27 protein-coding genes and 1 other RNA gene are annotated in these 25,207 nt (G+C 63.7%); 15 read left to right on the plus strand and 13 right to left on the minus strand.

From position 1 onward, the window contains the following. The 6 genes from FURADRAFT_RS09270 to FURADRAFT_RS09295 all read left to right on the plus strand — a co-directional run. Positions 1 to 669 (plus strand): IclR family transcriptional regulator (locus tag FURADRAFT_RS09270; protein ID WP_008953875.1); only part of this gene is annotated, 669 nt, incomplete at its 5' end. A gap of 160 nt (positions 670 to 829) precedes the next feature. Continuing rightward, positions 830 to 1,810, plus strand: coding sequence for an AAA family ATPase (locus FURADRAFT_RS09275; RefSeq protein ID WP_008953876.1), 981 nt, complete (start codon positions 830 to 832; stop codon positions 1,808 to 1,810). After that, a complete protein-coding gene (locus FURADRAFT_RS09280; protein WP_008953877.1) occupies positions 1,810 to 3,537 on the plus strand; it encodes a cobaltochelatase CobT-related protein in 1,728 nt (575 codons plus the stop codon). Before FURADRAFT_RS09275 ends, FURADRAFT_RS09280 begins: the two co-directional genes overlap by 1 nt. A gap of 41 nt (positions 3,538 to 3,578) precedes the next feature. Beyond that, complete coding sequence (locus FURADRAFT_RS09285) at positions 3,579 to 3,947, plus strand: cupin domain-containing protein (protein WP_008953878.1); 369 nt, start codon at positions 3,579 to 3,581, stop codon at positions 3,945 to 3,947. 22 nt (positions 3,948 to 3,969) lie between these two features. Continuing rightward, positions 3,970 to 4,323: a Lin0512 family protein gene (locus FURADRAFT_RS09290; RefSeq protein ID WP_008953879.1), complete on the plus strand. Its 354-nt coding sequence runs from the start codon at positions 3,970 to 3,972 to the stop codon at positions 4,321 to 4,323. Beyond that, positions 4,316 to 4,684, plus strand: coding sequence for a Lin0512 family protein (locus tag FURADRAFT_RS09295; protein ID WP_008953880.1), 369 nt, complete (start codon positions 4,316 to 4,318; stop codon positions 4,682 to 4,684). The genes FURADRAFT_RS09290 and FURADRAFT_RS09295 overlap by 8 nt, the downstream gene beginning before the upstream one ends. 163 nt (positions 4,685 to 4,847) lie before the next feature. Here the strand turns inward: FURADRAFT_RS09295 and FURADRAFT_RS09300 are convergent, their stop codons facing one another. The 4 genes from FURADRAFT_RS09300 to xsc all read right to left on the minus strand — a co-directional run bounded on the left by FURADRAFT_RS09300 (position 4,848) and on the right by xsc (position 10,600). After that, complete coding sequence (locus FURADRAFT_RS09300; protein WP_008953881.1) at positions 4,848 to 6,725, minus strand: methyl-accepting chemotaxis protein; 1,878 nt, start codon at positions 6,723 to 6,725, stop codon at positions 4,848 to 4,850. A gap of 37 nt (positions 6,726 to 6,762) precedes the next feature. After that, on the minus strand, positions 6,763 to 7,560 hold the full coding sequence (locus tag FURADRAFT_RS09305) for a sulfite exporter TauE/SafE family protein (RefSeq protein ID WP_008953882.1): 798 nt from the start codon (positions 7,558 to 7,560) through the stop codon (positions 6,763 to 6,765). Positions 7,561 to 7,592: 32 nt separating this feature from the next. Continuing rightward, on the minus strand, positions 7,593 to 8,612 hold the full coding sequence (gene pta, locus FURADRAFT_RS09310; RefSeq protein ID WP_008953883.1) for a phosphate acetyltransferase: 1,020 nt from the start codon (positions 8,610 to 8,612) through the stop codon (positions 7,593 to 7,595). A 176-nt stretch (positions 8,613 to 8,788) separates the two neighbouring features. Continuing rightward, on the minus strand, positions 8,789 to 10,600 hold the full coding sequence (gene xsc, locus FURADRAFT_RS09315) for a sulfoacetaldehyde acetyltransferase (RefSeq protein ID WP_008953885.1): 1,812 nt from the start codon (positions 10,598 to 10,600) through the stop codon (positions 8,789 to 8,791). 164 nt (positions 10,601 to 10,764) lie between these two features. Between xsc and FURADRAFT_RS09320 the strand changes: the two genes are divergently transcribed. Beyond that, the gene (locus FURADRAFT_RS09320) at positions 10,765 to 11,610 is read left to right on the plus strand and encodes an IclR family transcriptional regulator (protein WP_008953886.1); all 846 of its coding nucleotides are present in this window, start codon (positions 10,765 to 10,767) and stop codon (positions 11,608 to 11,610) included. Positions 11,611 to 11,625: 15 nt separating this feature from the next. Then, entirely contained in the window at positions 11,626 to 12,870 is a 1,245-nt protein-coding gene (locus FURADRAFT_RS09325; protein WP_008953887.1) for a D-amino acid dehydrogenase, read from the plus strand. Positions 12,871 to 12,906: 36 nt separating this feature from the next. Here the strand turns inward: FURADRAFT_RS09325 and FURADRAFT_RS09330 are convergent, their stop codons facing one another. From FURADRAFT_RS09330 to ilvA, 7 genes are all read right to left on the minus strand, one after another. After that, positions 12,907 to 13,692 carry a substrate-binding periplasmic protein gene (locus tag FURADRAFT_RS09330; protein ID WP_008953888.1) on the minus strand — a complete coding sequence of 262 codons (786 nt, stop codon included), beginning with the start codon at positions 13,690 to 13,692 and terminating at the stop codon, positions 12,907 to 12,909. A gap of 301 nt (positions 13,693 to 13,993) precedes the next feature. Further along, positions 13,994 to 14,203: a hypothetical protein gene (locus FURADRAFT_RS09335; protein WP_008953889.1), complete on the minus strand. Its 210-nt coding sequence runs from the start codon at positions 14,201 to 14,203 to the stop codon at positions 13,994 to 13,996. 247 nt (positions 14,204 to 14,450) lie between these two features. Next, positions 14,451 to 14,909 carry a hypothetical protein gene (locus FURADRAFT_RS09340; RefSeq protein WP_008953890.1) on the minus strand — a complete coding sequence of 153 codons (459 nt, stop codon included), beginning with the start codon at positions 14,907 to 14,909 and terminating at the stop codon, positions 14,451 to 14,453. A 545-nt stretch (positions 14,910 to 15,454) separates the two neighbouring features. After that, positions 15,455 to 15,667 (minus strand): hypothetical protein, encoded by a 213-nt coding sequence (locus tag FURADRAFT_RS20540; protein ID WP_150105045.1) that lies wholly within the window; start codon positions 15,665 to 15,667, stop codon positions 15,455 to 15,457. Between the two features lie 525 nt (positions 15,668 to 16,192). After that, positions 16,193 to 16,556: a transfer-messenger RNA gene (gene ssrA, locus FURADRAFT_RS20155) on the minus strand. A 57-nt stretch (positions 16,557 to 16,613) separates the two neighbouring features. Beyond that, entirely contained in the window at positions 16,614 to 17,261 is a 648-nt protein-coding gene (locus FURADRAFT_RS09345; RefSeq protein ID WP_008953891.1) for an HAD family hydrolase, read from the minus strand. A 63-nt stretch (positions 17,262 to 17,324) separates the two neighbouring features. After that, on the minus strand, positions 17,325 to 18,854 hold the full coding sequence (gene ilvA / locus FURADRAFT_RS09350) for a threonine ammonia-lyase, biosynthetic (protein ID WP_008953892.1): 1,530 nt from the start codon (positions 18,852 to 18,854) through the stop codon (positions 17,325 to 17,327). Positions 18,855 to 19,085: 231 nt separating this feature from the next. On the opposite strand from ilvA, the gene FURADRAFT_RS09355 reads away from it, so the two are divergent. The 5 genes from FURADRAFT_RS09355 to FURADRAFT_RS09375 all read left to right on the plus strand — a co-directional run bounded on the left by FURADRAFT_RS09355 (position 19,086) and on the right by FURADRAFT_RS09375 (position 22,792). Beyond that, positions 19,086 to 20,228, plus strand: a complete 1,143-nt coding sequence (locus FURADRAFT_RS09355; protein WP_008953893.1) for a D-alanyl-D-alanine carboxypeptidase family protein — start codon at positions 19,086 to 19,088, stop codon at positions 20,226 to 20,228. Positions 20,229 to 20,294: 66 nt separating this feature from the next. After that, positions 20,295 to 20,564, plus strand: coding sequence for an HP0495 family protein (locus FURADRAFT_RS09360; RefSeq protein WP_008953894.1), 270 nt, complete (start codon positions 20,295 to 20,297; stop codon positions 20,562 to 20,564). A 2-nt stretch (positions 20,565 to 20,566) separates the two neighbouring features. Then, on the plus strand, positions 20,567 to 21,190 hold the full coding sequence (gene lipB, locus FURADRAFT_RS09365) for a lipoyl(octanoyl) transferase LipB (RefSeq protein ID WP_008953895.1): 624 nt from the start codon (positions 20,567 to 20,569) through the stop codon (positions 21,188 to 21,190). Continuing rightward, the gene (lipA, locus tag FURADRAFT_RS09370; protein WP_008953896.1) at positions 21,187 to 22,134 is read left to right on the plus strand and encodes a lipoyl synthase; all 948 of its coding nucleotides are present in this window, start codon (positions 21,187 to 21,189) and stop codon (positions 22,132 to 22,134) included. Before lipB ends, lipA begins: the two co-directional genes overlap by 4 nt. Further along, positions 22,118 to 22,792, plus strand: a complete 675-nt coding sequence (locus tag FURADRAFT_RS09375; RefSeq protein WP_008953897.1) for a cytochrome b/b6 domain-containing protein — start codon at positions 22,118 to 22,120, stop codon at positions 22,790 to 22,792. Before lipA ends, FURADRAFT_RS09375 begins: the two co-directional genes overlap by 17 nt. A 65-nt stretch (positions 22,793 to 22,857) precedes the next feature. On the opposite strand, the gene FURADRAFT_RS09380 is transcribed toward FURADRAFT_RS09375, so the two are convergent. Beyond that, entirely contained in the window at positions 22,858 to 23,322 is a 465-nt protein-coding gene (locus FURADRAFT_RS09380) for a c-type cytochrome (RefSeq protein WP_232503548.1), read from the minus strand. An 82-nt stretch (positions 23,323 to 23,404) separates the two neighbouring features. After that, a complete protein-coding gene (locus FURADRAFT_RS09385; protein ID WP_008953899.1) occupies positions 23,405 to 23,695 on the minus strand; it encodes a hypothetical protein in 291 nt (96 codons plus the stop codon). Positions 23,696 to 23,842: 147 nt separating this feature from the next. On the opposite strand from FURADRAFT_RS09385, the gene FURADRAFT_RS09390 reads away from it, so the two are divergent. Both FURADRAFT_RS09390 and FURADRAFT_RS09395 read left to right on the plus strand, forming a co-directional pair. Next, positions 23,843 to 24,277 (plus strand): Fur family transcriptional regulator, encoded by a 435-nt coding sequence (locus FURADRAFT_RS09390; RefSeq protein ID WP_008953900.1) that lies wholly within the window; start codon positions 23,843 to 23,845, stop codon positions 24,275 to 24,277. Continuing rightward, positions 24,265 to 25,197, plus strand: coding sequence for a CobW family GTP-binding protein (locus FURADRAFT_RS09395; RefSeq protein ID WP_040652747.1), 933 nt, complete (start codon positions 24,265 to 24,267; stop codon positions 25,195 to 25,197). The genes FURADRAFT_RS09390 and FURADRAFT_RS09395 overlap by 13 nt, the downstream gene beginning before the upstream one ends. The last annotated feature ends 10 nt before the right edge of the window (positions 25,198 to 25,207 follow it).

A 25,207-nucleotide genomic window follows, 5' to 3' on the forward strand; every position in this document is an offset into this window, starting at 1 on the left:
CCGACGCTGCACCGCATGCTGCAGCAACTGGAAAGCGCCGGGATGCTGCAACGCGACGGCGACGGGCGGCACTACAGCACCGGGGTGCGGCTGCGGCGCATGGCCGAGAACCTGCTGCTCAACAACACCGTGCACGGCGCGCGCCACGCGGTGCTGCGCCAGCTGGTGGAAGAAGTGGGGGAAAGCTGCAACATCACCGCGCTGTCGGGCAGCGAAGTGCTGTACCTGGACCGGGTGGAAACCCCGGCGCCGCTGCGCTTCTACCTGCACCCCGGCTCGCGGGTGCCGGCGCACTGCTCGGCGAGCGGCAAGCTGTTTCTGGCACAGATGAGCCCGAGCCAGCGGCGCCGGCTGCTGGAACACGTGCCGCTGGAACGCTACACCGCGAAGACGCTGACCGACCTGGCGGCGCTGGAGCGGGAGATCGAGCGGGTGAAGCGGGACGGCTACGCCTGCGACGACGAGGAATTCCTGCCGGGGCTGTTCTGCCTGGCAGTGCTGGTGCCGACGCCGGGGGGCAAGTCCAACACCGGGATAGCGATTCAGGCGCCGGTGCTGCGGGTGACGCCGGACAAGGCGCTGCAGCTGTTGCCGGCGTTGCAGCGGGCGGCGGCGGCCCTGGCCAAGATCGAGGCCGAGGCCATGCCCGAGGCACGGGAGGGCGAATGATGCTGCATCTTCCGGCCGGCCGGGGGTGTCCCGGCGCGAATGCTCTGGCCCCGCCGCAGGGCGAGACCGGCTGAAGCCGGACCTGCACGGGAGCGCCAGAGGTTGACGATTATTTGACCCACGCCGCGCAGCACGCCGCGGCAACCACTGGAGAGCTTCCGTGACAGACATCAACCAGATTCAGCCCGACCGCAAGGTCTCGGTGCGCGAGGTGTTCGGCATCGATTCCGACCTGAAAGTGCCCGCCTTCAGCGAGCGCGACGACCACGTGCCCGAGGTCGACGAGGCCTATCGTTTCAACCCGGACGTGACGCTGGCGATTCTCGCCGGCTTTACCCGCGACCGCCGCGTGATGGTGCAGGGGCTGCACGGTACCGGCAAGTCCACGCATATCGAGCAGGTTGCGGCGCGCCTCAACTGGCCGTGCGTGCGCGTCAACCTGGACGGCCACATCAGCCGCCTTGACCTGGTCGGGCGCGACACCATCGTGCTGCGCGACGGCCTGCAGGTGACCGAATTCCAGGAAGGCATCGTGCCGTGGGCGCTGCAGCGCCCGGTGGCGCTGATCTTTGACGAGTATGATGCCGGCCGCCCCGACGTGATGTTCGTGATCCAGCGCATTCTCGAGCGCGACGGCAAGTTCACCCTGCTCGATCAGAGCCGGGTGATCCGGCCGCACCCGTATTTCCGCCTGTTCGCCACCTCCAACACGGTGGGGCTCGGCAACCTGTCCGGGCTGTACCACGGCACCCAGGTGCTGAACCACGCCCAGATCGACCGCTGGAACATCGTCGCCACGCTCAACTACCTGTCGCGCGAGGAAGAGATGGCTATCGTGCTGGCGCGCGTGCCAGCCAAGGACCACGAGCAAGGGCGCAAGCTGGTGGCGTCGATGGTGGCGGTGGCGGAGTTGACGCGAAAAGGCTTTGCCGCCGGCGACCTGTCGACGCTGATGTCGCCGCGTACCATCATCAGCTGGGCGGAAAACTGCGAAATTTTCCGCAACCCGGCACTGGCCTTCCGCCTGTCCTTCCTCAACAAGTGCGACGAGGCCGAGCGCCCCATCGTCGCCGAGTACTACCAGCGCTGTTTCGGCGTCGAACTGGACGAATCCTGGATGCTCACGGCGGGAGCGCAGTAATGGCCAGCCAGCAGCAGAACGCCCAGCGGCAGCAGCAGGTCGAGGAGCTGTGCGCGGCGGCGCTCCGCGCGCTGACCGGCGATGCGGCGCTGCACTACCGCGGCGGCCGGCTGCATCGCGCGACGCGGGCGCTGCCGGTGCACGCGCCCCACCTGCGCGTCGACCCCGGCGCCGACGACTTCGTGGCCTGCCGGGCAGCGGCCGACGGCATGGCGCTGCGCCTACAGTATTCCGATGCCGCGCTGCACCGCAGCCTGTGCCCGGAGGAGCCGATCGATCGTCTGGTCTTCGAGCTGCTGGAACAGCTGCGTGTCGAGACCCTGGCGCCGACCGACATGCCGGGCATGGCCGGCAACCTGCGCCGGCGCTTCGAGGACTGGTCGCGCGCGTTTTATCGTTCCGGGCTGACCGAGGGTGAGGCCGGCATCCTGCTCTACACCGTGGCGCAGATGTGCTGGTCGCGCCTCAACGCGCTGCCGGTGCTGCACGAAACCGAGGATTACATCGAGAGCACCCGCTGGTCCCTGGTGTCGGCGCTGGGCAGCGCGCTGGCAGGCATCCGCCGCCAGCGCCACGACCAGGCCGCGTTCGCCCCGCACGCGCTGGAGATCGCCCGCATCGTCGGCGACAAGGTGCGCGCCAAGCGCGCTCAGCCGGGGGAGGGCGAGGCCGGCGAGGAGGCCGAGGGCGACGCCCGTGCCGCTTTCGCGCTGCTGCTCGACTTTGACCAGGACGAGGGGGGCGACGGCATCGCCGCCGCCGTCAGTGGCGCCAGCAAGGTGTTTGTCGAGGCGGAGCAGGCCTACCGCGTCTATACCACCCGCTACGATGTCGAGCTGGCCGCCGGCGCGCAGGTGCGCAAGGCGCTGCTGGAGGAGTACCGCGAGCGCCTCGACCGGCGCGTCGCCGCCCAGGGCGTCAATGTTCCGCGTCTGGCGCGCCTGCTCGGGGCCGTGCTCGCCGAGCCGCGCCGCGACGGCTGGCGCTTCGGCGAGGAGGAAGGTCAGGTGGATGGCCGCCGCCTGTCCCAGCTGATCACCTCGCCGGGCGAGCGCCGCCTGTTCCGCCGCGAGCAGTTCAAGCCGGCGGCGGACTGCCAGGTGAGCGTGCTGGTGGATTGCTCGGGCTCGATGAAGACGCACGTCGAATCGGTGGCGACCCTGGTGGACATCCTGTTGCGCGCGCTCGAGATGGCCGGCGTCAGCACCGAGCTGCTCGGTTTCACCACCGCCGCCTGGAATGGCGGCCGTCCCTACCGCGAGTGGATGAGCCGCGGGCGGCCACGCCATCCGGGGCGGCTCAACGAAGTTTGCCACCTGGTATTCAAGGACGCTGAGCGCAGCTGGCGGCGCGCGCGCCGTGACATCGCGGCGTTGCTCAAGGCCGACCTGTTCCGCGAGGGAATCGACGGCGAGGCGGTCGACTGGGCCTGCAACCGCCTGCTGGCGCGCAGCGCGCAGCGGCGCCTCCTGATCGTGATTTCCGACGGCAGTCCCGCCGACAGCGCCACCGGGCTCGCCAACGATGCCTTCTATCTCGACAACCATCTCAAGGACGTCGTCGCCCGGCGCGAACAGCAGGGGCAGGTGGAGATACTCGGCCTTGGCGTTGGCCTAGACCTGAGCCCGTTCTACCGTCGCTGCCTGGCGACTGACATGAGCCAGGCGCTCGACAACGCACTGTTCTTCGAGATCGTGCAGCTCATCGGCGGGCGACACCGGCGCTGAGTGGTCTTTCCCCGATTCTTCAACCTGACCAGACACTGACCATGACTATCAAGGTAATCGATTTTGACAAGGACGCAGGCCAGCGCTCCGAGCAGCGCCTGGCGAATCTTCCCGACCGCGTGGTCGAGGGCGACCCGCATCATCAGACCGTGTTGCAGTTCGAGAGCGCGAACGGCGAGGTGATCGCCGGCACCTGGCGCAGCACTCCCGGCAAATGGCACGCGTTCACCGACCGCGACGAGTTCTGCTACATCATATCCGGGCACGTGCGCCTGATCGCGGCGGACGGCAGCGCCCAGGCGTTCAAGACCGGCGATGCGTTCCTGATCCCGAACGGCTTTCGCGGCTACTGGGAAGTGCTCGAGCCGACTACCAAACATTTCATGATCCGCCGTTATGCGGCGCAGTGAGCAGAAACGGAACAGGTGAACCATGGCAAAAACCAGAATGGTGGTGGAGTTCGGCATGGGGACGTCAATCCGCAGCCGCAATTACACCGAGGCCGCGGCGCGCGCGATCCGCGATGCGCTGTGGCGCAATTCGCTGAACGTGGCCGAGTTTTTCGGCTTTCCCAAGACGGCGATGATCATCGACGTCGAGATCGGCATCCAGCGGCCGGAGGAGGTCGACTGCGAGGCGCTGGTCGGGCTGTTCCCCTACGGCACGCCGTCGATCACCGTGGTGAGGGGCGGCCTGGACGTGCCCAAGCACGGCAGCGATGGCCTGAGCGTGATCGCTCACGCCGCGATCATCGTGTCCTTTGATATGGAGCCGGCACATGGCTGAGAAGCGCATCATCCTGGAAATGGGGTCCGGTAACGACCTCTATGGCGGCGACTACACCAAGGCCGCCTGCCGCGCGGTGCAGGACGCGCTGCATCATTCGTCGATCATTCTGTTCCGCTCGCTGGGCTATGACCACCGCACCATGCGGGTGCAGGTCACCATCGGCGTGCAGGAGCCGGACCAGGTCGACACCGCCGCTGTCGCCGCCACCTTGCCGCGTGGACGGGCCGAGGTGACGGCGGTGTTCGGCGGCCTCAACGTGCATGACCCGGAGCAGGGCACCACCCATATCATCGCCACCGCTGCGGTGGAAGCGTTTCTGCCTGCCGACAACGACTGGCGTCTGAGCGAGCCGGCCTGAACAGTCGCCCGGTTGCCGTCGGCAACCGGGCTCACTTCCCCTGCATGCCTGCTGCAAGACAGGGGGGCCGGATCACGAGCCTGACGTCAGGCTGCACCCGGCTCCCGGCCTCTTCGCGGCAACACCCCCGTCGCCGGCTCTCGGCTATTACGGCGGCGGGGGATCAGACCTTGAAACGCTCCAGCAACGCATCCTGCTGCCCCACCTGCTCGACCATCACCTGGCAGTGATCCAGCTGCGTCGCCGCCCCCTGTGCCACGGCGTGGCTGATGTCGCGGATGCCGTCGGTGCGCCGGCTCAGTTCGCGCGTGGCCATGCTTTGCTCCTTGGCGACTTTGGCGATGTGCAGGTTCATGTCGTTGATGCGCGTGATCGCGTCACGGATGCGCCCCAGGATGTCGTTGGCGCTGGCGGCGTCGTCGACGGTCTGCTTGGCGGTGTGGCTGCATTGCAGCATGCTGCTCTCGGCGCGTTTCACGCCGTTTTGCAACTGCTCGATGATGTCGCGGATCTCGGCGGTCGAACTCTGGGTCAGCGAGGCGAGGGTGCGCACCTCGTCGGCGACCACGGCAAAGCCGCGTCCGGCCTCGCCCGCCCGTGCCGCCTCGATGGCCGCATTGAGCGCCAGCAGATTGGTCTGGTCGGCGATGCCGGCGATCTTGGTCAGGATCGACTCGATGTGGCGGCTGAGCAGCACCAGCTGGTTGATGGAGAGTCCAGTCTCGCCCAGCTTGTCGGCCAGCAGCTGGATCGTGCTGGTGGTGCGCGATACCACCGCTACGCCGTGCTCGGTTTCAACGTTGGCGGTTTCGACGGCGCGGGCCGCCACCTCGGCGTGCTCCGCCACGGCCTCGGCGGCGCCGTTCATGTCGTTCATGGTATGGGCCAGTTGATCGAGCTCCTGCAGTTGCAGGTACAGCCGCTCGGAGGCGGATTGCGCCTGACTGGAGGTGGCCGTGCTGGTCTGGCGCACCTGCGCGGCGCTGTTCATCACGTTGCCGATCAGGGTTTGCAGGTGCTGCACGAAGCCGTTGAATTCGGCCGAGAGCAGCGCGACTTCGTCCTTGCCCGTGGCCGGCAGGCGGCGCGTCAGGTCGCCCTCGCCACGGTTGATGTCCTGCAGGGCGTGATGCAGCCGCTGCAAGGGCGACAGCAGCCGTCCCATCAGGACGCCCAGCACCAGCAGGCTGAGCGCCACGCCAATGATCGCGCCCACCAGCGCACGCTGGCTGGCGGCGTCGGCCTCGCGCATCAGCGCGGCTTCGTCGAGCACCACACCCAGGTACCAGTGCATGCCGTGCAGGCCGCTGAGCGGCACGAAGGAGACCAGTTGCCGTCGCGCGCCGTTGACCGCGGTCAGTGCCGGCGTCAGTGCGGGGCGTTGTCCGTCGAACAGCCGGCTGTAGGGCTGGCCGTTCAGCTTGGCGTCGGGGTGCGAGATGATCTTGCCGTCCCCTGCCAATAGGAAGGCGTAGCCGGCGTCGTTGAAGTCGAGCGCGTTGACGGCGGCGGCGATGCCTTGCAGGCTCAAGTCGCCGCCGAACGCCCCCATGAAGCGGCCATGGTCGCTGAGTTTCGCCACCGCGGAGATCAGGATCTCGCCGGTGGCGGCGTCGGCGTAGGGTTCGGTGAGCACCGCCCGCTGCGCCTGGCGTGCCACGGCATACCACGGCCGCTGGCGCGCGTCCCAGCCGGGCGGGTTCCATTTCGGGTCGTTGGTGAGGCGCTTTCCGTCGCTGTCCAAGCCGCCGAAGACCAGCAGGAACTGTTCTTTCAGCAAAGGTCGGTCGAAGACCTGCTGAATCTGCTCGGGGCGGAAGTCGGCGTCGATGCTCTGGGCCATCAGGTCGATCAGCTGCAGCTTGGCGTTGAGGCCGTTTTCAATCTGGCGCGCCAGCGCGTTGCCAGCCTGGGCGATGCTGGATTCGGCCTGCGAACGCAGGCTGGTGCGCAGCTGGCTCACTTGCACCAGCGACAGCAGGCTGACGGTGAGAAACAGAACGGCGGCGCCAGCGAGGCCGGCCTTGTGTGAGATCTTCATATCGAGAGCTTCTTGTTGGTTTGGTTGGGGGATGAGGTCACGGCCGGCCGGGTAGGGCAGTTCCGGCGCCTCCTGACCCGAGCAGCGCGGGCAGGGCGCTGAGCATCAGGCTGACCCCGATCAGCAGCAGGATGCAGAAGGCGATGCGGCGCATCGTCGCCGGGGCGACCGGCGGCGGGTAGCGGCGCCCAAGCAGGGTGACGAAGGCAGCCAACAGCATCGATAAGCCGGTCAGCAGCCAGACCGGCGCCGACAGTTCGCCCTGGCTCGCCACGAACAGGGTGCGGGTGCCCGAGGTGAAGGCAAACACCAGGAGCAGCATGCTGCGCACCGCCGCCAACTCCATCGGCTGGCGGTAGAAGTGAAAGATCACCGGCGGCCCGGCCATGCCGAACAGCCCGCCGAACAGCCCGGAAAACAGCCCGCTGACGAAGAAGCTGCGATCGGGCGAGCGCTGTGCCAGCTGCGTGGGACGCAGAGCGAACACGATGCCGCTGTAGGTGATGGCGCCGCCCAGCAGGAATTCCAGCAGGAGTGAGGCGGAACTGCTGAGGTAGTTGAGCAGCACGACCCCGGCCAGGATCGACGGCAGCACCCCCAGCAGCACCGCGCGCGCGGCGCGCCAATCGATCAGGTGCCACTTGCCGCGCAGCGCTACCGCGCTGTTGACCAGCGTCACCATGCTGACCACTGCCGCCGCGACCGGCACCGGGGCCAAGGCGAAGCCGCTGGTGGCGCCCATCACGATCATGCCCAGTCCGAAGCCGGTGACGGTCTGGAAATAGGTGCCGGCGGCGATGGTGGCCAGCAGGGCGAGGAGGGTGTCGAGGTGCATGGGCGTGTCCTGGCGGCGGGTCGACGGGCGGTCTAGCCCGCTGTGGCCGTCTCGCGGGCGGCGTGCGCCTGCACCACCGTCACCGCGATGACGTGGAACACGTCGTCGGCGCTGCAGCCGCGCGACAGGTCGTTGGCCGGTTTGGCCAGGCCTTGCAGCAGCGGCCCGATGGCCACCGCGCCGCCCACTCTTTCGGCCAACTTGTAGCCGATGTTGCCCGCTTCCAGATTGGGGAAGATCAGCACGTTGGCCTTGCCCTTGACCTGCGAGTCCGGCAGCTTGCGGTTGGCGATCTCCGCCACGATGGCCGCATCGAGCTGTACGTCGCCGTCGATGGCGAGCTCGGGGCGCTGCGCCTTGACCTGGGCGGCGGCCTGCGCCACCTTGTCCACCGCCGCATGCTTGGCGCTGCCGTTGGTGGAGAACGACAGCATGGCCACGCGTGGCTCTTCCATCAGCAGCTGGCGCGCGCTGTCGGCTGCGGCCAAGGCGATGTCGGCCAGTTCGCTGGCGCTCGGGTCCACCACCAGGCCGCAATCGGAAAAAATCAGCCCGCCCTTGAGCGAGTGGAACGGCTCGCACAGCATCATCAGGAAAAAGCTGGAAACCAGCTTGAAGGAAGGCTGCACGCCAATGACCTGGATCGCGGTGCGAACTACGTCGGCGGTGGTGCGTACCGCGCCGGAGACCGTGCCGTCGGCCCGCCCGGTTTTCACCAGCAGGTTGGCGCAGACCAGCGGGTCGCGCGCGGCGCTGTCGGCCTGTTCGCGCGTCATGCCCTTGTGCTGGCGCAGCTCGAACAGAGTCTGTGCCAGCTCCGCCTGCAACGGGGCGTCGGCGGGGTCGTGAAAATCGATGCCGCTCAGGTCGAGACCGCGTTGTTGAGCCAGCGCCGCGATGGCGGCGCGGTCGCCGACCAGCACGATACGGGCGATGCCCTCGCGCGTGGCCCGTACCGCGGCATCGAGGACACGAGGGTCCTCACCTTCGGAAAGGGCGATCCGGGCGGGGGCGTGGCGGGCCTGCTCAATGATGCGGGTGAGTGCTCTCATGGTGGGGACTCCTGATAAAACCATTCCCGGCAAGGGAAAAAAGGGCCGGAACCCAGGCGCGAGGGACGCCAGAGCCCCGGCTAACACTCAACATGGATTGAGTAGGAGGATGAAAGGGTCGAAGTCATTGCCATGGGAGGCGCCCCGGCGGTCAGACCAGAGCGCGTCCCGTTTGCTCATACATAATCCTTGTACTTATCGAGGAAGCGGACCGGCTTGGACAGCGCATCGCGACGGAACGGGTCACCCAGCTCGCGGGTGCACATGATCTCGATGATGCAGGTCTTGCCGTGGTTCATCTGCAGGTCGATGGCCTTCTTCAGGGCCGGGCCGACGTCCTCGAGGCGGTCCACGGTGATGCCTTCGGCGCCCATGGCGCGGGCGATCTCGGCGAAGCTCTGGTTGTCGAGTTCGCCGGCAACGAAGCGGCGGTTGTAGAAGTCGACCTGGTTCTTCTTCTCGGCACCCCACTGGCGGTTGTGGAACACCACGGCGGTCACCGGGATGTTGTGACGCACGCAGGTCATCGTCTCCATCAGGCTCATGCCCCAGGCACCGTCACCGGCGTAGGACACCGCCGGGCGATGCGGTGCCGCCACCTTGGCGCCGATGATGGTCGGGAAGGCGTAGCCGCAATTGCCGAAACTCATCGCGGCGAAGAAACTGCGCGGCTTCTCGAAGCGCAGGTAACTGTTGGCCACCGAATTGATGTTGCCGATATCGGTCGATACCATCACATCCTCCGGCATCGCCTTCTCCAGCTCGCGCAACACCTGGCGCGGATGCAGGTAGTGGCCGCCGTTGAAGGTGCGCTCCTGGGCGTTCTGGTCGATCATGTCGAGGCTGAAGGCATCGCGCTCGTGCGTCCACTCGTCCAACTCCTTCTCCCAGGCCGCCTTCTCGGTGGCGATCTTGTCGCCCCGCTCGGCACGGGTCGCATCGCAGGCCAGGGTGCGGTTGGCCAGACGCTGCGTCAGCGCCACCGCCGCCGCCTTGGCATCGCCGCAAATGCCCACCGAAATCTTCTTCACCAGGCCCAGCATCTTGTTGTCGGCGTCGATCTGGATGATCTTCGCGTTCTTCGGCCAGTAATCCATGCCATGCTGCGGCAGCGTGCCGAACGGCCCCAGGCGCGACCCCAGCGCCACCACCACGTCGGCCTGCGCCATCAGCTTCATCGCCGCCTTCGAGCCCTGATAGCCCAGCGGACCGCACCACAGCGGATGGCTGGCCGGGAACGAATCGTTGTGCAGGTAGCTGTTCACCACCGGCGCCCCCAGGCGCTCCGCCAAGGCCTTACACTCCTCGACGGCATCGCCCATCACCACGCCGCCGCCGGAAATGATCACCGGAAACTTGGCCTGCGCCAGCAACTCCGCCGCCTCGTTCAGGCTCTGCTCGCCACCGGCACCGCGATCCAGACGCGCCGGCTGCGGAATCTCGGCGGTGATCTCGCCGTAGAAATAATCGCGCGGGATATTGAGCTGGGTCGGGCCCATCTCGCTCATGGCGCGGTCGAAGCAACGGCCGGTGTACTCGGCCATGCGGGCCGGGTGCGTGACATGTCCCTGGTACTTGGTGAATTCCTGGAACATCGGCAACTGGTTACACTCCTGGAATCCGCCCAGACCCATGGTCATGGTGCCGGTCTCCGGGGTCACGATCACCACCGGGCTGTGTGCCCAGTACGCGGCGGCGATGGCGGTGACGCAGTTGCTGATGCCCGGGCCGTTCTGGCCGATCACCACGCCGTGGCGGCCGGACACGCGGGAAAAGCCATCCGCCATGTGGGCGGCGCCCTGCTCGTGGACCACCGGGATCAAACGGATGCCGGCGGGGGCGAAGATATCCATGGCATCCATGAAGGCCGACCCCATGATGCCGAACATATCGGTCACGCCATTGGCCACCATGGTTTCGACGAAGGCTTCGGAAGGGGTCATCTTGGTGGGGCCGACGGGCACCGTACGGTTGGCTTGCTCGCTCATGCTGACTAGTCTCCTGTGGGTATTATCTCAAAACCGGTACGAAAGATTCCGATATGTGAGACACGACTCAACTCTAGGAGGCTGCTCGCGGCAAGTCAACAAGAAATTACGTAAAACGATACTTGTTGTATCAAAAACAGAAACTGAACTATGATGGAAACGCCATGAACGACACAGCACAGACCCCGAAGAGCGAACCGGGCCGGCTCGACGGCGACACGCCGACGCTGCGGCTGTTCGCGCTGTTGGAAGTGATCGCCGAAAAGGACCAGTTCTTCAGCCTGCAAGGACTGGTGGAAGAAACCGGGCTGCCCAAGCCGACGCTGCACCGCATGCTGCAGCAACTGGAAAGCGCCGGGATGCTGCAACGCGACGGCGACGGGCGGCACTACAGCACCGGGGTGCGGCTGCGGCGCATGGCCGAGAACCTGCTGCTCAACAACACCGTGCACGGCGCGCGCCACGCGGTGCTGCGCCAGCTGGTGGAAGAAGTGGGGGAAAGCTGCAACATCACCGCGCTGTCGGGCAGCGAAGTGCTGTACCTGGACCGGGTGGAAACCCCGGCGCCGCTGCGCTTCTACCTGCACCCCGGCTCGCGGGTGCCGGCGCACTGCTCGGCGAGCGGCAAGCTGTTTCTGGCACAGATGAGCCCGAGCCAGCGGCGCCGGCTGCTGGAACACGTGCCGCTGGAACGCTACACCGCGAAGACGCTGACCGACCTGGCGGCGCTGGAGCGGGAGATCGAGCGGGTGAAGCGGGACGGCTACGCCTGCGACGACGAGGAATTCCTGCCGGGGCTGTTCTGCCTGGCAGTGCTGGTGCCGACGCCGGGGGGCAAGTCCAACACCGGGATAGCGATTCAGGCGCCGGTGCTGCGGGTGACGCCGGACAAGGCGCTGCAGCTGTTGCCGGCGTTGCAGCGGGCGGCGGCGGCCCTGGCCAAGATCGAGGCCGAGGCGCAGGCCGGGGTCGGACGCGCGGAGGGGCCGGCACTGTCGGACCCGGATTGATATAAGGAGCGGGTCATGAAAATTATCGTCCTGGGGGCCGGTGTCGTCGGGGTCACGTCCGCCTGGTACCTGTCCCGGCAGGGCCATGACGTCACCGTGATCGAGCGCCAGCCCGAGCCGGCACTGGAAACCAGTTTTGCCAACGGCGGCCAGATATCGGTCTCGCACGCCGAACCATGGGCCAATCCCCATGCCCCGCTGAAAGCGCTGCGCTGGCTGGGAAAAGAGGATGCGCCGCTGCTGTTCCGTTTGCGCGCCGACCCGGCCTTGCTGGGCTGGACGCTGCGCTTCCTGCGCGAGTGCCGTGCCGACCGCTACAAGCAGAATATGCGGCACGTCGTCGCGCTGGCGCTCTACAGTCGGCAATGCCTGAAACAGCTGGGCAGCGAGCTGGCCGGACTCCAGTACGACCGGCTGGAGCGGGGCATCCTGCACGTCTACACCGACCACGCCGAATACGCCAAAGGGATCCAGGCCGCCCGGCTGCTCGGCGAGTTCGGCTGCGAACGGCGCCCGGTCTCCGCCGAACAATGCCTCGAGCTCGAGCCAGCGCTGGCGCCCCTTGGCGAGCGGCTGGTCGGGGGCGATTTCGCCGCCGACGATGAGTCGGGCGACGCCCGCCAGTTTACTCGGCAACTGGCCGAGCACTGCCGGCGCGCCGGGGTGCAGTTTGCCTTCGGCCAACCTTTGGTTCGCCTCGAAGCGGAGCCGGGGAGGATCGCGGCGGCGGTGACCGCTGACGGGCAGCGCCACGTCGCCGACGCCTACGTCGTGGCGCTGGGGAGCTACGGCCCGGCGCTGCTGCGCCCGCTGGGCATTTCCCTGCCGGTTTACCCGGTCAAGGGCTACTCGGCCACCTTTGCCCTGTCGGAATCGAGTGTCGCCCCCACGGTCAGCCTGATCGACGACGAATACAAGATCGTCTTCTCCCGGCTGGGAAACCGCCTGCGTGTGGCCGGTACCGCCGAGATCGCCGGTTTCAATCACGACCCGAACCCCATCCGTTGTGACCTGCTGGTGCGCCGCACCCGGGAGCTGTTCCCGGAACTCAACGATCAGGGCGAACCCGAATTCTGGAGCGGCCTGCGCCCCGTCACGCCATCCGCGGTCCCCTTCATCGGCCGCTTGCGCTACCCCAACCTCTGGGTCAACACCGGTCACGGCACCCTGGGCTGGACTATGGCGTGCGGCTCGGCCGCCGCACTCAGCAGTCTCGTGGGCGGGCGGCAGCCGCCAGTCGATTTTCCGTTTATGGGGTGAGCGGGTGGCCCAGTGCAGGGCAAGGCCGTTCTCGGGCTAAAACCCGTAGCGGGCGAGAATGCGGTCGACTTCGCCTTCCTGCTGCAACGCCTGCAAGGTGGCATCGAGGCGCTTGATGAAATCGGCCTTGAACGACGGGGAGGCGCGGCGGCTGAAGCCCACGTAGGCTTCTTCCCCCGACAGTTCCGCCACCTCGTGCAGCGTGAGTGCATCCAGCTCCGGAAAGTGGGGGGTATCGTTCTTCATGCGCCTCAGCGTGTAACGGATCGACAGGCTGTCGTTGGCGTAGCAGCCGATACGGTTCAGAGCGAGCTTGCGCAGGTTTACTATGTTGCCGTTCGCCTCGTCAATCCGCACCGTGTGGTTCTGACGGGCGGCCACCAGCACGCCGGAGAGGGCGAAGCCGGCGTTGACGCCGATGGTGACGTCGCCGAAGTCGCGCGGGAAGCGCTGGCGAGGCTTGCTCATGGTCCTGTCGTTGCACACCACCACCACGCGTTCGCGGTAGAGCGGGATCGAGTAGGCGTCGATAAACGTACGCTCCGCCCGACGGTATGGCGGAAACAGCGCGAACGCCTCGCCGCTCTCCAGCATCGACAGTCCTCGCCGCCACGGCGTCGGCACCAGTTCCAGCTGGTAGCGCTCCGCCATCCTGCTGGCGGCCGCCTGCAGCAGCTCGACATAGACGCCTCTGAACTGGCCATCCTCGAGGTAGGCATACGGAGGGTAGGAGTCGTCCCCGTACAGCACCACCTTCTCGCCTGCATCGCAGGACAGTGCAACCAGAAGGGCCGCCAAGGCGGGGCAGGCGCAAGGCTTCACGATGGTCCTCCCTGAACCGATTCGTTGACGCGTTGAGTATAGGTGCGGTGGTCCGTCACGGCCGGACAAGAGCAAGCCGGCAACCTGGCGGAAATCCGTCCCGGCGCCGGCGCTGCCCGTAATGGAGGTGGCCGGTCACGGCTATGCCAGTAGAAATGCCCGTCAATGGGGGATGTTTCTTCGGGCGGATGCGCGCAGGGCAGACCCGCCTGCCATTTCATGGGCATCGAAAACCGGATTGATGGCGGGAGTCCATCGTGGATAACGGGACGGTGGCGTCAGCGGTCATCCATTGCCCACCTTATAGCCGGGCCTTCGGAATCTTGAATACCCTCTCGACGGGGTATCCGGGGCGGTCGTAATGGATCACCGCCATTTTGTGATGTTCGCACTCGGTGGGGTCGTGCAGGTAGATGAACGCTTTTAACCCCCCATGTTTACCGCGCTGGACGGCCCAGGCGCGAATGAAATCATCACTGTCAAATACGGTCGGCAGGTTGTTTGCAGGCATGGTGGCATATCCACGGTCTTGTTGATTGTTTTTTAACTATAGGTAACAGCGATTGATACCGAATCGGCCGGGCTTGATGTAACTCAAACTCGCGACAATTAGGTGGATTGCCGCTCGGCGGCCACCGCCCGGACAAGGGCGGTGTCGGCCGGCATACGTGATGTGGCAGGCGTACTGGCACAGGGCCATAGCGATGGGATGAGCCGGGATGAACTGGGCGGGCGGGGCCGGGCGGATGGCAGCACGGTTAAACGTTGAGCGATAAGCCGCATCCGGCCTGTTCCAGCATCACCAGATTGATTCTCTGGGTTTGTGAGTCATCCGCTTCGGTAGGCAGGATCAGCCGTCCTTCCGGCGAGCCTTTCAAGGGTTTGGCGGTCACGGCGAAGGGATGGAAGCCCACGTACCAGCCCAAGCTATTTTTGGCATTGACCCAGCCGCATAGCGAATCTCCATACTGCTCATGGTCAATGGACCATTGCAAATCCCTGAACTGGGCTGAGTCGGGGTCTTTTAGCGAGTCTCGTACAACCTGCAAGTAGGCGGCCTGCTTTTGCTCTCTCTTTTTGTCTTGTTCAGCCTTCTGCCGGGCCAGTTCGGCAACTTTCTGCTCTTGGAATTGTGAGGACGCATCGGGTGGAGAGTCGCCACAGGCGACAAGCGAGATCAAGGTCAGGATAACGAGAAATGACGGTGGGGTCTTCACGTCGAATTCCTTATTACATGCGGTGGGCAAGAGCGGCACCGCCTGGACTTGTTCAGGCCGGTCATGACTGCCTGAGCTCTGCTGTATAACCTCACGATAGCTAAAAAAATCCTGCTCTCAAGCAGGCAAATGGCAGAACCTGGCCCATCTTCCCCGTCAACTCGGGCAGGAGGCTGCTACACGATGATGTCATGGCCATGGGCCATTTCAGAACGACCTCCGGGTCACGTCCGAACTGTCAGGTGCAGTCTCGCTGTCCGGCGGGGACTGCTTGCCAATCCGTCGCGGTTGGCCACCTTTTATCCAGTGAGCAATAACGTCACCCACTACAACACCACGGTCACGGGTATTGCCAGCGCCGCCATCACGGCGACAGCAAGGAGTGGACCAGAGTCCAAGGTGGGACCTGCGCAACCGAGCTTATGGTGGTCGTGATGGCAGCGGCCGGAACCTCGTCCACGCTGGATGACTGATTTATGCCGTCTCTTCCAGAAACAACAACGGCCCACTGTGTAGTGGGCCGTTTGTTCACATACGAAAATGTCTTAGTGGATGACCGACAGGAGGTGCTTCGGCAGCCAGTCGGCACCGCCGCGCGGCCAGGCAACCAGCACGCCGCGGGCATGGTCACATGCGACGACCGTGCCATCACACTTCTCAACATGGCCATACGGCGCATAATTCACACGCAAACCAGGCTGTGGTTGAACATCGTTACTTTGGAAAAGGGACAGAAGGCTAGAGATGATGTATTTCATATTCGAGATTGGACTTGCTGTGGTTTCTAAATTACTAAGCAAATTATAGGTGCCAATTGTGCGGTGCACCATAAGAATTGCGACAAATATGTTCGTAATTGAGTTTTTGTGTGTAACATTTCGAACATTCTACGTTTGCGGAGAGGTTGGTTGGATGGTGGTCATGGGGTGGTTGTGGTGTGGTGGGCGTGCCTCTCGATTACAGCCGGCGGTCAGCATGGGGGTAATCACAACGACGGTTCCCATCCTGGGGCTGTAGGCTCGGAGGATGGTGCCATTTGGTAAGGAGGCTCACGCGGCCGGTGAGTGACCTCGCAGAACGTGTGTCGGGAGTGTCATTTAGCGCGCTAATTGGCACAAACCGGTGAGACGACGCTGTGACAAAACCGCGCAAAAGAGTGCCAAAACTCGCGCAACGTTACAATAGCTTTGTCGGTCATGTGTGTAGCACCCACAGGTAACAGGCAAAGAAAAAAGCCATTGAGAACCAGTAACTTACTGATTTTCAATGGCTTCGGTATCCGGTGGTGGAGGCGGCGGGAATCGAACCCGCGTCCGGAAATCCTCTACAGTGAGTTCTACATACTTAGCCGTGTCATTTGGATTTAACTCCGGGTCACGCCGACGGGCAGGCTGGACTGGAGCGAGTCACCTATTGTTTCGCGCTGGATCAAGTGACCCGGTACAGCGCTAGCTGATGTAGAGTGACACTGCAGCGGTTTGACCCACCCGACCCATCAGCGAATCGTTGCAGTGTCTAGCGCGATTAAGCGGCTAGAGCGTAAGTTTCGTCGTTTGCGACTAAATAAATTCAGTGTTTTACGGGGTGACTGAAATCCCGGTATGCCCTCATCTGCTTCGCAACCCCCGTCGAAACCAGGTCGCCCCCAGATAAAGTGTTGTGATTGTACAGACAAAGGGGGGGGTCTGCTAGTTCCGCGGTCGATTAAAGATAATTCAACAACTGGAGCGGATGGTCGATGGCGAGGTCGGCACCCCAGTCGTGCGGGGTGTCGAGATCCGAGATGTAACCCCAATTGGCCAGCACCGTTTTCATGCCTACGGCGTGGCCGGCCTGGATGTCGCGCTCGGCGTCACCGACGTAGATGCAGCAGCTTGGGTCGGCGCCGATCAGTTCGGCTGCATGCAGCATCGGTTTGGGGTCGGGCTTGGCGACGCCGACGGTGTCGCCGCTGACGACCACCGCCGGGGGCGTGGCGAAAGGGAGGGCGGGTACCAGGCGGTCGGTGAAGCGCATCGGCTTATTGGTGACGATGCCCCAGCGCAGATCGCGTGCGGCAAGTTGCAGGATCAGCTCGTTGATGCCGTCGAACAGGCAGGTCTGGTCGGCGAAACTGGCCTCGTAATGATCGAGGAAGCGAGTGCGCAGCGTATTGAAGTCGGGATGGCCCAGGTCGATGCCGAACCCCAGGCGGATCAGGCCGCGGGCGCCGTGCGAGGCGATGGGGCGGATGGCGTCAAAAGGCTGCGCTGGCAGGCCTTCTTCCGCCAGCAGCCGGTTCAGCGCGGCGCCGAGGTCGCGTGCGGTATCGGCCAGGGTTCCGTCAAGGTCGAACAGTACGGCTTTGATCATGGTGTGTGATGCGGGTCAGGCTTCGGCCAACCTTTTGCACGGGCGCTAGGTTGGCCGCAGGGGTTACAGGGCGGTCTTGCCCAGGAATAGCTTGTACGCCGGGTTGTCGGTCTCTTCGACGTAAGGGTAGCCCAGGCTGTCGAGGAAGGTCTGGAAAGCCTCGTTGTCGCAGCCGGGCACCTGGATGCCGACCAGCACCCGGCCGTAGTCGGCGCCGTGGTTGCGGTAGTGGAACAGGCTGATGTTCCAGTCGGTACGCATGGCGTCGAGGAAGCGCATCAGTGCGCCCGGACGTTCCGGGAACTCGAAGCGCAGGATGCGTTCGTCGCGCAGTGCCGGGGCGTGGCCGCCGACCAGGTGGCGAATGTGCAGCTTGGCCAGCTCGTTGTCGGTCAGGTCGAGGCCGTCCAGCTCGTTGCTCTTGAGGTCGTCGATGATGCGGGTGACGTCGTCCTTGCTGCTGATCTGCACCCCGACGAAGACGTGGGCGGTCTTGTCGTCGGCGTAGCGGTAGTTGAATTCGGTGATGTTGCGGTTGCCGACCACGCTGCAGAACTTCTTGAAGCTGCCCGGTTTTTCCGGAATGGTGACCGCGATCACCGCCTCGCGCCGCTCGCCCAGCTCAGAGCGCTCCGACACGTGGCGCAGGCGGTCGAAGTTCATGTTGGCGCCACAGTTGATGGCGACGAAGGTCTTGCCCTGGCAGCCTTCCCGTTCGACATAGGCCTTGACCGCGGCCACCGCCAGTGCGCCGGCCGGCTCGGTGATCGAGCGAGTGTCTTCAAAAATGTCCTTGATGGCGGCGCAGATGGCGTCGGTGTCGACCAGGATGATCTCATCAAGCAACTCCCGGCAGATACGGAAGGTCTCTTCGCCCACCAGTTTCACCGCCACGCCATCGGCGAACAAGCCCACGTCCTTCAGCTCGACGCGCTCGCCCTTGTCGATGGACTGCTTCATGGCATCGGAATCGACCGGCTGCACGCCGATGACCTTGATTTCCGGCTTCAGGCGCTTGATGTAGGAAGCCACCCCCGCCGCCAAGCCGCCGCCGCCGATGGCGACGAACACGGCGTCGATCGGTCCAGGATGCTGGCGCAGGATTTCCATCCCGATAGTGCCCTGGCCGGCGATGACGTCAGGGTCGTCAAACGGCGGGATGTAGGTCTTGCCGGTTTCCGCCACCAGCTTCATGGCGTGCTGGTAGGCATCGCTGAACGACTCGCCGGACAGCACGACCTTGCCGCCGCGACGGGTGACGCCGTCGATCTTTACCTGAGGGGTGGTCACCGGCATCACGATGATGGCTTCACAGCCGATTTTCTGGGCGGACAGCGCCACGCCCTGGGCATGGTTGCCGGCGGAGGCGGTAATCACGCCTTTTTCCAGCTGCTCGGCGGTGAGCTTGGCCATCTTGTTGTAGGCGCCGCGCAGCTTGAAGGAAAAGACCGGCTGCAGGTCTTCTCGCTTCAGCAAAATGGTGTTGTTGAAACGGCGGGACAAGTTGGGGGCCGGTTCCAGCGGCGTCTCGATTGCCACGTCATAAACGCGCGAGGTCAGAATACGTTCCAGATAATCTTGAGGGTGGTGCATGGTGATGCCGATTGTCCTGATGTTTTCTTTGTGAACTGTCAGAGTATCAGGAACTCCAAGCTCTCGGGAAGCCGGCAGCTCCTGCATCGGACGCCACGATGGATCGCCAGGGTAATTTTTGGCGGAAGAGGGCGGATTCGGGTGTGTTTTTGGCCGCATCGGTCCGAAGCAGGGGTATAATTGCTGGCCATATCGTTCACACCCATCATCGTGAAGTGCCGTTCCACGCTAATGAAAAAACTGACTAGCCTGCTTGTGGCAGCCGCTGTTGCTCTGCCGTCCGTTTCCTTCGCCAATGCCCCGTTCGTTCCTCCCGTTCCGGAAATCGCCGGCAAGGCTTATTACCTGGTCGATTTTTATAGTGGCCAGGTCGTTGCCTCGAGCGATCCGGATAAGCGGATCGCCCCGGCTTCGCTGACCAAACTGATGACCGGTTACCTGACCTACAAGGCCATCAAGGAAAAGCGCCTGACCCTCGATCAGAAACTGACCGTGTCCCATAAGGGCTGGACCACGGGCGGTTCGCGCATGTTCCTCGATCCCAAGATTCCGGTCAGTGTCGACGACCTGATCAAGGGCATGGACGTGCAGTCGGGTAACGACGCCTGCGTGACCCTGGCAGAAGCCATCGCCGGCAGTGAAGAGGCTTTCGGCCAGATGATGACGGCCGAAGCGCGCCGGCTGGGGATGAACAACACCCAGTTCCGCAACGCCACCGGTCTGCCAAACCCGGAACACTACACCACGGTACACGATCTCGGCATCCTGGCCAGCGCGATCATTCGTGAGTACCCTGAGTTCTACAAGACCTACTCGCTCAAGTCGTTTACCTATAACGGCATCTCCCAGCCCAACCGCAACCTGCTGCTGTACCGCGACCCCAACGTTGACGGTATGAAGACCGGCTTCACTGACGATGCCGGCTACAACATGGTGGCGTCCAGCCGTCGTGATGGTCGTCGGGTGATTTCCGTGGTGGTGGGTACCGCCAGTCCGGAAGCCCGCGCTGTGGAAAGTTCCAAGCTGCTGAACTATGGCTTGCAATTCTTCGATACGCCCAAACTCTATGCGGCGAGCAAGCCGGTTTCGGAAATTCCGGTGTACAAGGGCGATGCCAAGAAACTGCCGATCGGTTTCGCTAGCGATGTCTACACCACGGTGCTGAAGGGGCAGTCTGCCCAGCTCAAAGCCGACCTGACCACCAGTCAGCCGGTCATCGCGCCGATCAAGGCTGGCCAGGTCGTGGGCAAGCTGGTCGTCAGCCTGGATGGCAAGAAGGTGCTGGAGCGCCCTGTGGTGGCGCTGAAGGCGATCGAACAGGGTAATTTCTTCAGCCGCTTGTGGGACAGCATCAAGCTGATGCTGGGCTGGTAAGTGCGGGAGGTTGGCCGGGGCTGTCGTCTTCGGCCAACCTTCATGTTTTTTCAGGATTAAAGAGTGATGAGTAACGATCTCAAGGATTTGCTGGATTTCCCCTGTCGCTTCCCGATCAAGGTGATGGGCGAGCAGCACCCCGATTTCCAGACCACCATCTATGAGGTGGTGCGCGTGCACGCGCCGGATCTCGAGATGGTGGACATCGTGGCGCGCGACAGCTCCAGCGGCAAGTACATCTCGCTGACGGTCAACGTCATGGCCGTGTCGCGCGAGCAGCTGGACAGCATTTACATGGCGCTGACCGCACATGCCATGGTCAAGGTGGCGCTGTAACCATGGGTCGTATCGTCAAGCATCTCGGGCTGGTCGACTACTCTCCCACCTGGCGGGCCATGCAGGCCTTTACCGATAATCGCACCGCCGATACGCCGGACGAGCTGTGGTGCCTCGAGCATCCGCCGGTGTACACGCTGGGTCTGGCCGGCAAGCCCGAGCACCTGATCATGCCGAGCCAGATCGAGGTCGTGAAGTGCGACCGTGGCGGCCAGGTGACCTACCACGGCCCCGGTCAGCTGGTGGTGTATTTGCTGATCGACTTCAAGCGCATGGGCATCGGCGTGCGCGAACTGGTGCGGCGCATCGAACAATCGGTCATCGATCTCTTGGCCGAACTGGGTATCGAAGCCAACGGCGACGTCAATGCGCCGGGGGTATACGTGCGGGGCGAGAAGATCGCCTCGCTGGGACTGCGCATCAAGAACGGCGCGGTGTATCACGGTCTGAGCCTGAACGTGGACATGGACCTGACACCGTTCAGCTGGATCAACCCTTGCGGCTACGCCGGCCTCAAGGTCACGCAGATCAAAGACCAAGGCGCTTCGCTGACGGTGGCTGAAACGGCTGAACGCCTGCTGCCGCACTTGGAGCGACACCTGACGGTGAAGAAGGAGACCGCATGAAACTGGACAACCAGACTGGCGTGAAGCACAAGGGCGCCGAAAAGACCGCACGCATCCCGATCAAGATCGTGCCGCTCGACGAAAAACTGAAGAAGCCCGAGTGGATTCGCGCCAAGCTGCCCAACGGCCAGCGTTTCAACGAGATCAAGCAGATTCTGCGCGAGCAGAAACTGCATACCGTCTGTGAAGAAGCCACTTGCCCGAACATCGGTGAGTGTTTCAGCAACGGCACCGCCACCTTCATGATCATGGGCGACATCTGCACCCGGCGCTGCCCATTCTGCGACGTCGGCCATGGTCGTCCCAACCCGCTCGATCCGAACGAGCCCAAGCACCTGGCCGAAACCGTGGCCGCGCTCCGGCTCAAGTACGTGGTGATCACCTCGGTCGACCGCGACGACCTGCGTGACGGCGGCGCCCAGCACTTTGCCGACTGCATCAGCGAAATCCGCAAGCTGTCGCCGAGCACCCAGATTGAAGTGCTGGTGCCGGACTTCCGCGGTCGTCTCGACATTGCGCTGGACATCCTGACGCAAACGCCTCCGGACGTGATGAACCACAACCTGGAGACCGCGCCGCGTCTCTACAAGCAGGCCCGTCCGGGTGCCGATTACCAGCACTCGCTCACCCTGCTCAAGGAATTCAAGGCACGCAACCCGAATGTATCGACCAAGTCCGGCATCATGGTCGGCCTCGGTGAGACCGACGAGGAAGTGTACGAAGTGATGGCCGACATGCGCGCCCACGACATCGACATGATCACCATCGGCCAGTATCTGCAGCCGACCGACGGCCACCTGCCGGTGCTTCGCTACGTCCATCCGACCGTGTTCAAGCAATTCGAGGACAAGGCTTACGAAGCCGGCTTCAAGCATGCGGCGGTTGGCGCCATGGTGCGTTCCAGCTACCACGCCGACCAGCAGGCGCATGGCGCCGGGGTGTAATGGCGTGACGCAGCGGGTGCTGGTGTGGGATCTGCCGCTTCGCCTGTTTCACTGGGGTATGGCCGGGCTGTTTGGCGCCATGTGGTTTACCGGCAAACAGGGCGGTGACTGGCTGCATTACCATCAGTTGGCGGGTTTTACGCTGGCCACGCTCTTGCTGTTTCGCCTGGTCTGGGGCGTGTTCGGCAGCGAGACGGCGCGCTTTGGCCGTTTCGTGGCTGGGCCGCGCACGGTGGTCCGCTACCTGCGCGGCGAATTGAGCGAGGCGGAGCAGCCGGGGCATAACCCACTGGGGGGCTGGATGGTGCTGGCCCTGCTTTGCACCTTGTCGCTGCAGGTGCTCTCCGGGCTGTTTGCCGCCGACGTCGACAGCTATCTGTACGATGGCCCGCTGGCGGCCCGTGTCGCCGGCGAAGTGGCCGAGCGCATCACGGCCTGGCACAAGGCCTCGTTCGATGCGTTGCTGGTGTTGGTGTCGCTGCACCTGCTGGCCATTCTGGTGTATCGCGTGGTCAAGCGCAAAAACCTGGTGCTGCCGATGATTACCGGTTACAAGGCGATCGATGGGCAGGTCCGCTCGCTGCATTTTGCTCCGGCGGGCTTGGCACTGCTCGCGCTGGGCGGTTCGGCGGGGGTGTTCTACGCGCTATTGCATTAGCCTCCAGATACACAGTCATAAAAAAAGCTGGCCTATGCCAGCTTTTTTTATGACTGTCGTGCAGCTCACTTTTCCGGGCCGCGGAAACTGTCGTGACAGGATTTGCAGCTTTGTGCCACCACGCCATAACTGCGCTTGATGTTGGCGATGTCGCCCGTTTTGGCCGCGGCATCGAGGTCGTTCACCGCCGTCAGGAACTTCTGCTGTGCGGCCTTGAATTTTTCCGGCTGGCTCCAGATTTCGGGCTTGGCTCGGCTTTTCGCGTCGATGCTGTTCGGCGTGAACAAGGTGAAGGGGGTCGCGGCGATCTGCTTCAGTGTATCCGCCTGCTTGATGAATTCATCCTTGCGGTACGGTGCGCGATCGCGTGCCACCAGCCCCATCGGCTCGAACGTTCGCAGGATTTTCTTGAAGGACTGCTGGCGCTCTTCCCCGGACGAGGCCAAGACCGGGAGCGACAGAACTAACAGGGCGAGGGCGGGGGCAAGGTTTTTCGGGAGTGTCATTGGCGTCGAACTCGGGTTGAACAAGCCGATAAGAGTGAGCGCTTCAGCTTAAGTTAAGCTGAAGCGCTCGGGTAAAACGCGAGGGAGCGGTGACGGACGGTTGGCCTCAACTCAGCTCGCCGGCCTGCTTCGAGCGACGTGCCGTGTAATGACTGGCTTTACCAGCCTGGCTAGGGGTGTCGAGTTGCAGGGTTTGCTCGGCGAGCATGTCCAGATGAGCGGCCAGTTTGGCCTGTTCGTCGCGCGTCAGATTGTTTTTGCCCGGCGCTGGTTGCGCGGTCCGCTGCGCCGCTTGCTGGCACTGCGCGAAAGCGTCGGAACGGGGGGTGATCAGGCCTGCGGCAAGCGCGCTGGTTACCAAGAGGCAGCCAGCCAGACACGATAGCATCCGCTTCATATGTTCTTCTCCGGTCGTTGATTGGCGTGAAGCCAGTCTAACACCATGAGAAATCCATCATACATGCCAAGAGTGTTAATAGTTGTGAAGGGAAGTGTTATATAATAACATAATGACTTCACTCCAAAATCGTTGACCTTTCCCGTGATGAACAAGCAAAGCTATTTGGCCGCTGCCGAGCAGCATTGCCTGCACCGAGGCTGCAAGCTCACTGCCTTGCGCCGGCATATCCTCGAGCTGGTGCTCGAATATGATGGCGTGGTCAAGGCTTACCAGGTGTTGGCCGATCTGCAGCGCGAGCGCGGTGTGGCCGCGCCGCCAACCGTCTACCGGGCACTCGACTTTCTGGTCGAGCAGGGGTTATTGCATAAGGTGGATGCCTTGAACGGCTTCGTCGTATGCAGTCATTTCGAATGCAATCACCATGGTTTGATCCTGGTGTGCGAGCAATGCGGGCGGGTCGAGGAAATCGATGCCAGCCAGTTTTTGGGGGCGCTGAAGGAAGTGACCGAGGCGGTGGGTTTTGAAAGTCGTGAGCAGAACTTGCTGCTCACCGGGTTATGCAAGGCATGTCACGCATGAAAAAAACGATTGTCAATCTGTTCACGGGGTTTCTCGGGGTGGGCAAAACCACGGCTTTGCGCCATCTGATCGCCAACCGGCCGGCACATGAGCGCTGGGCTGTTATCGTCAATGAATTTGGCGAGGTCGGTATCGACGGCGCGGCTCTGAGCAGCGACGAACTGCCGGTGGCTGAAATCGCCGGTGGCTGCATGTGCTGCGTGGCCGGCCCGCAAATGACGGTCACCGTGGCCAACCTGCTGCGCCGCGAGCGGCCTGACCGGCTTCTGATCGAAGCCAGCGGGCTGGCCCATGCTGCGGGCGTGATCGACGAATTGCGCGAACCGCCGCTGGGCGATGCGCTGACGCTGGGGGCGGTACTGACCGTGGTCGACCCACGCCAGTTCACCAATCCCGATTACTTCCGCCAGCCGCTTTATCGCGACCAGGTATCGCTGGCCGACGTGTTAATCGCCAACAAGGTCGACCTGGCCGACGTCGACATGCTGGACGCCTTCCGGCGCCAAGCGGCCAGTCTGTTTCCGCCAAAATCGCTGGTGTCTGAGGTACGGCAGGGGGCGCTGGATCCGGCCTGGCTCGACCTCGCGGTGGTGCCCAAATCGCGTTATCGCCCGGCAGTGCCGTCCCAGACCGCCATGGACTGGCGCTCGCAGGGCTGGCTCTTCTCCCCGGATACGGATTTCAACGGCGAGGCGTTGACGGATTTCTTCGACACCCTGCCGCAACGCGTGCCGGGGCTGGTGCGTGCCAAGGGGGTATTCCGGGTGCTGGGTTCGTGGGTCTGGCTCAACTGGGCGGAAGGGCAGTGGGGGGCGAGCCAGGTTGCCTGGCGTCGTGACAGCCGCTTCGAATTGATCGCCCCCGAGTTGGATGCGGAAGAGATCGAGGCCGCCTTGCGCGCCTGTATCGAACAACAGTGAATGGCATCAT

The organism is Pseudogulbenkiania ferrooxidans 2002 (assembly GCF_000174355.1).
Classification (GTDB): Bacteria; Pseudomonadota; Gammaproteobacteria; order Burkholderiales; family Chromobacteriaceae; genus Pseudogulbenkiania; species Pseudogulbenkiania ferrooxidans.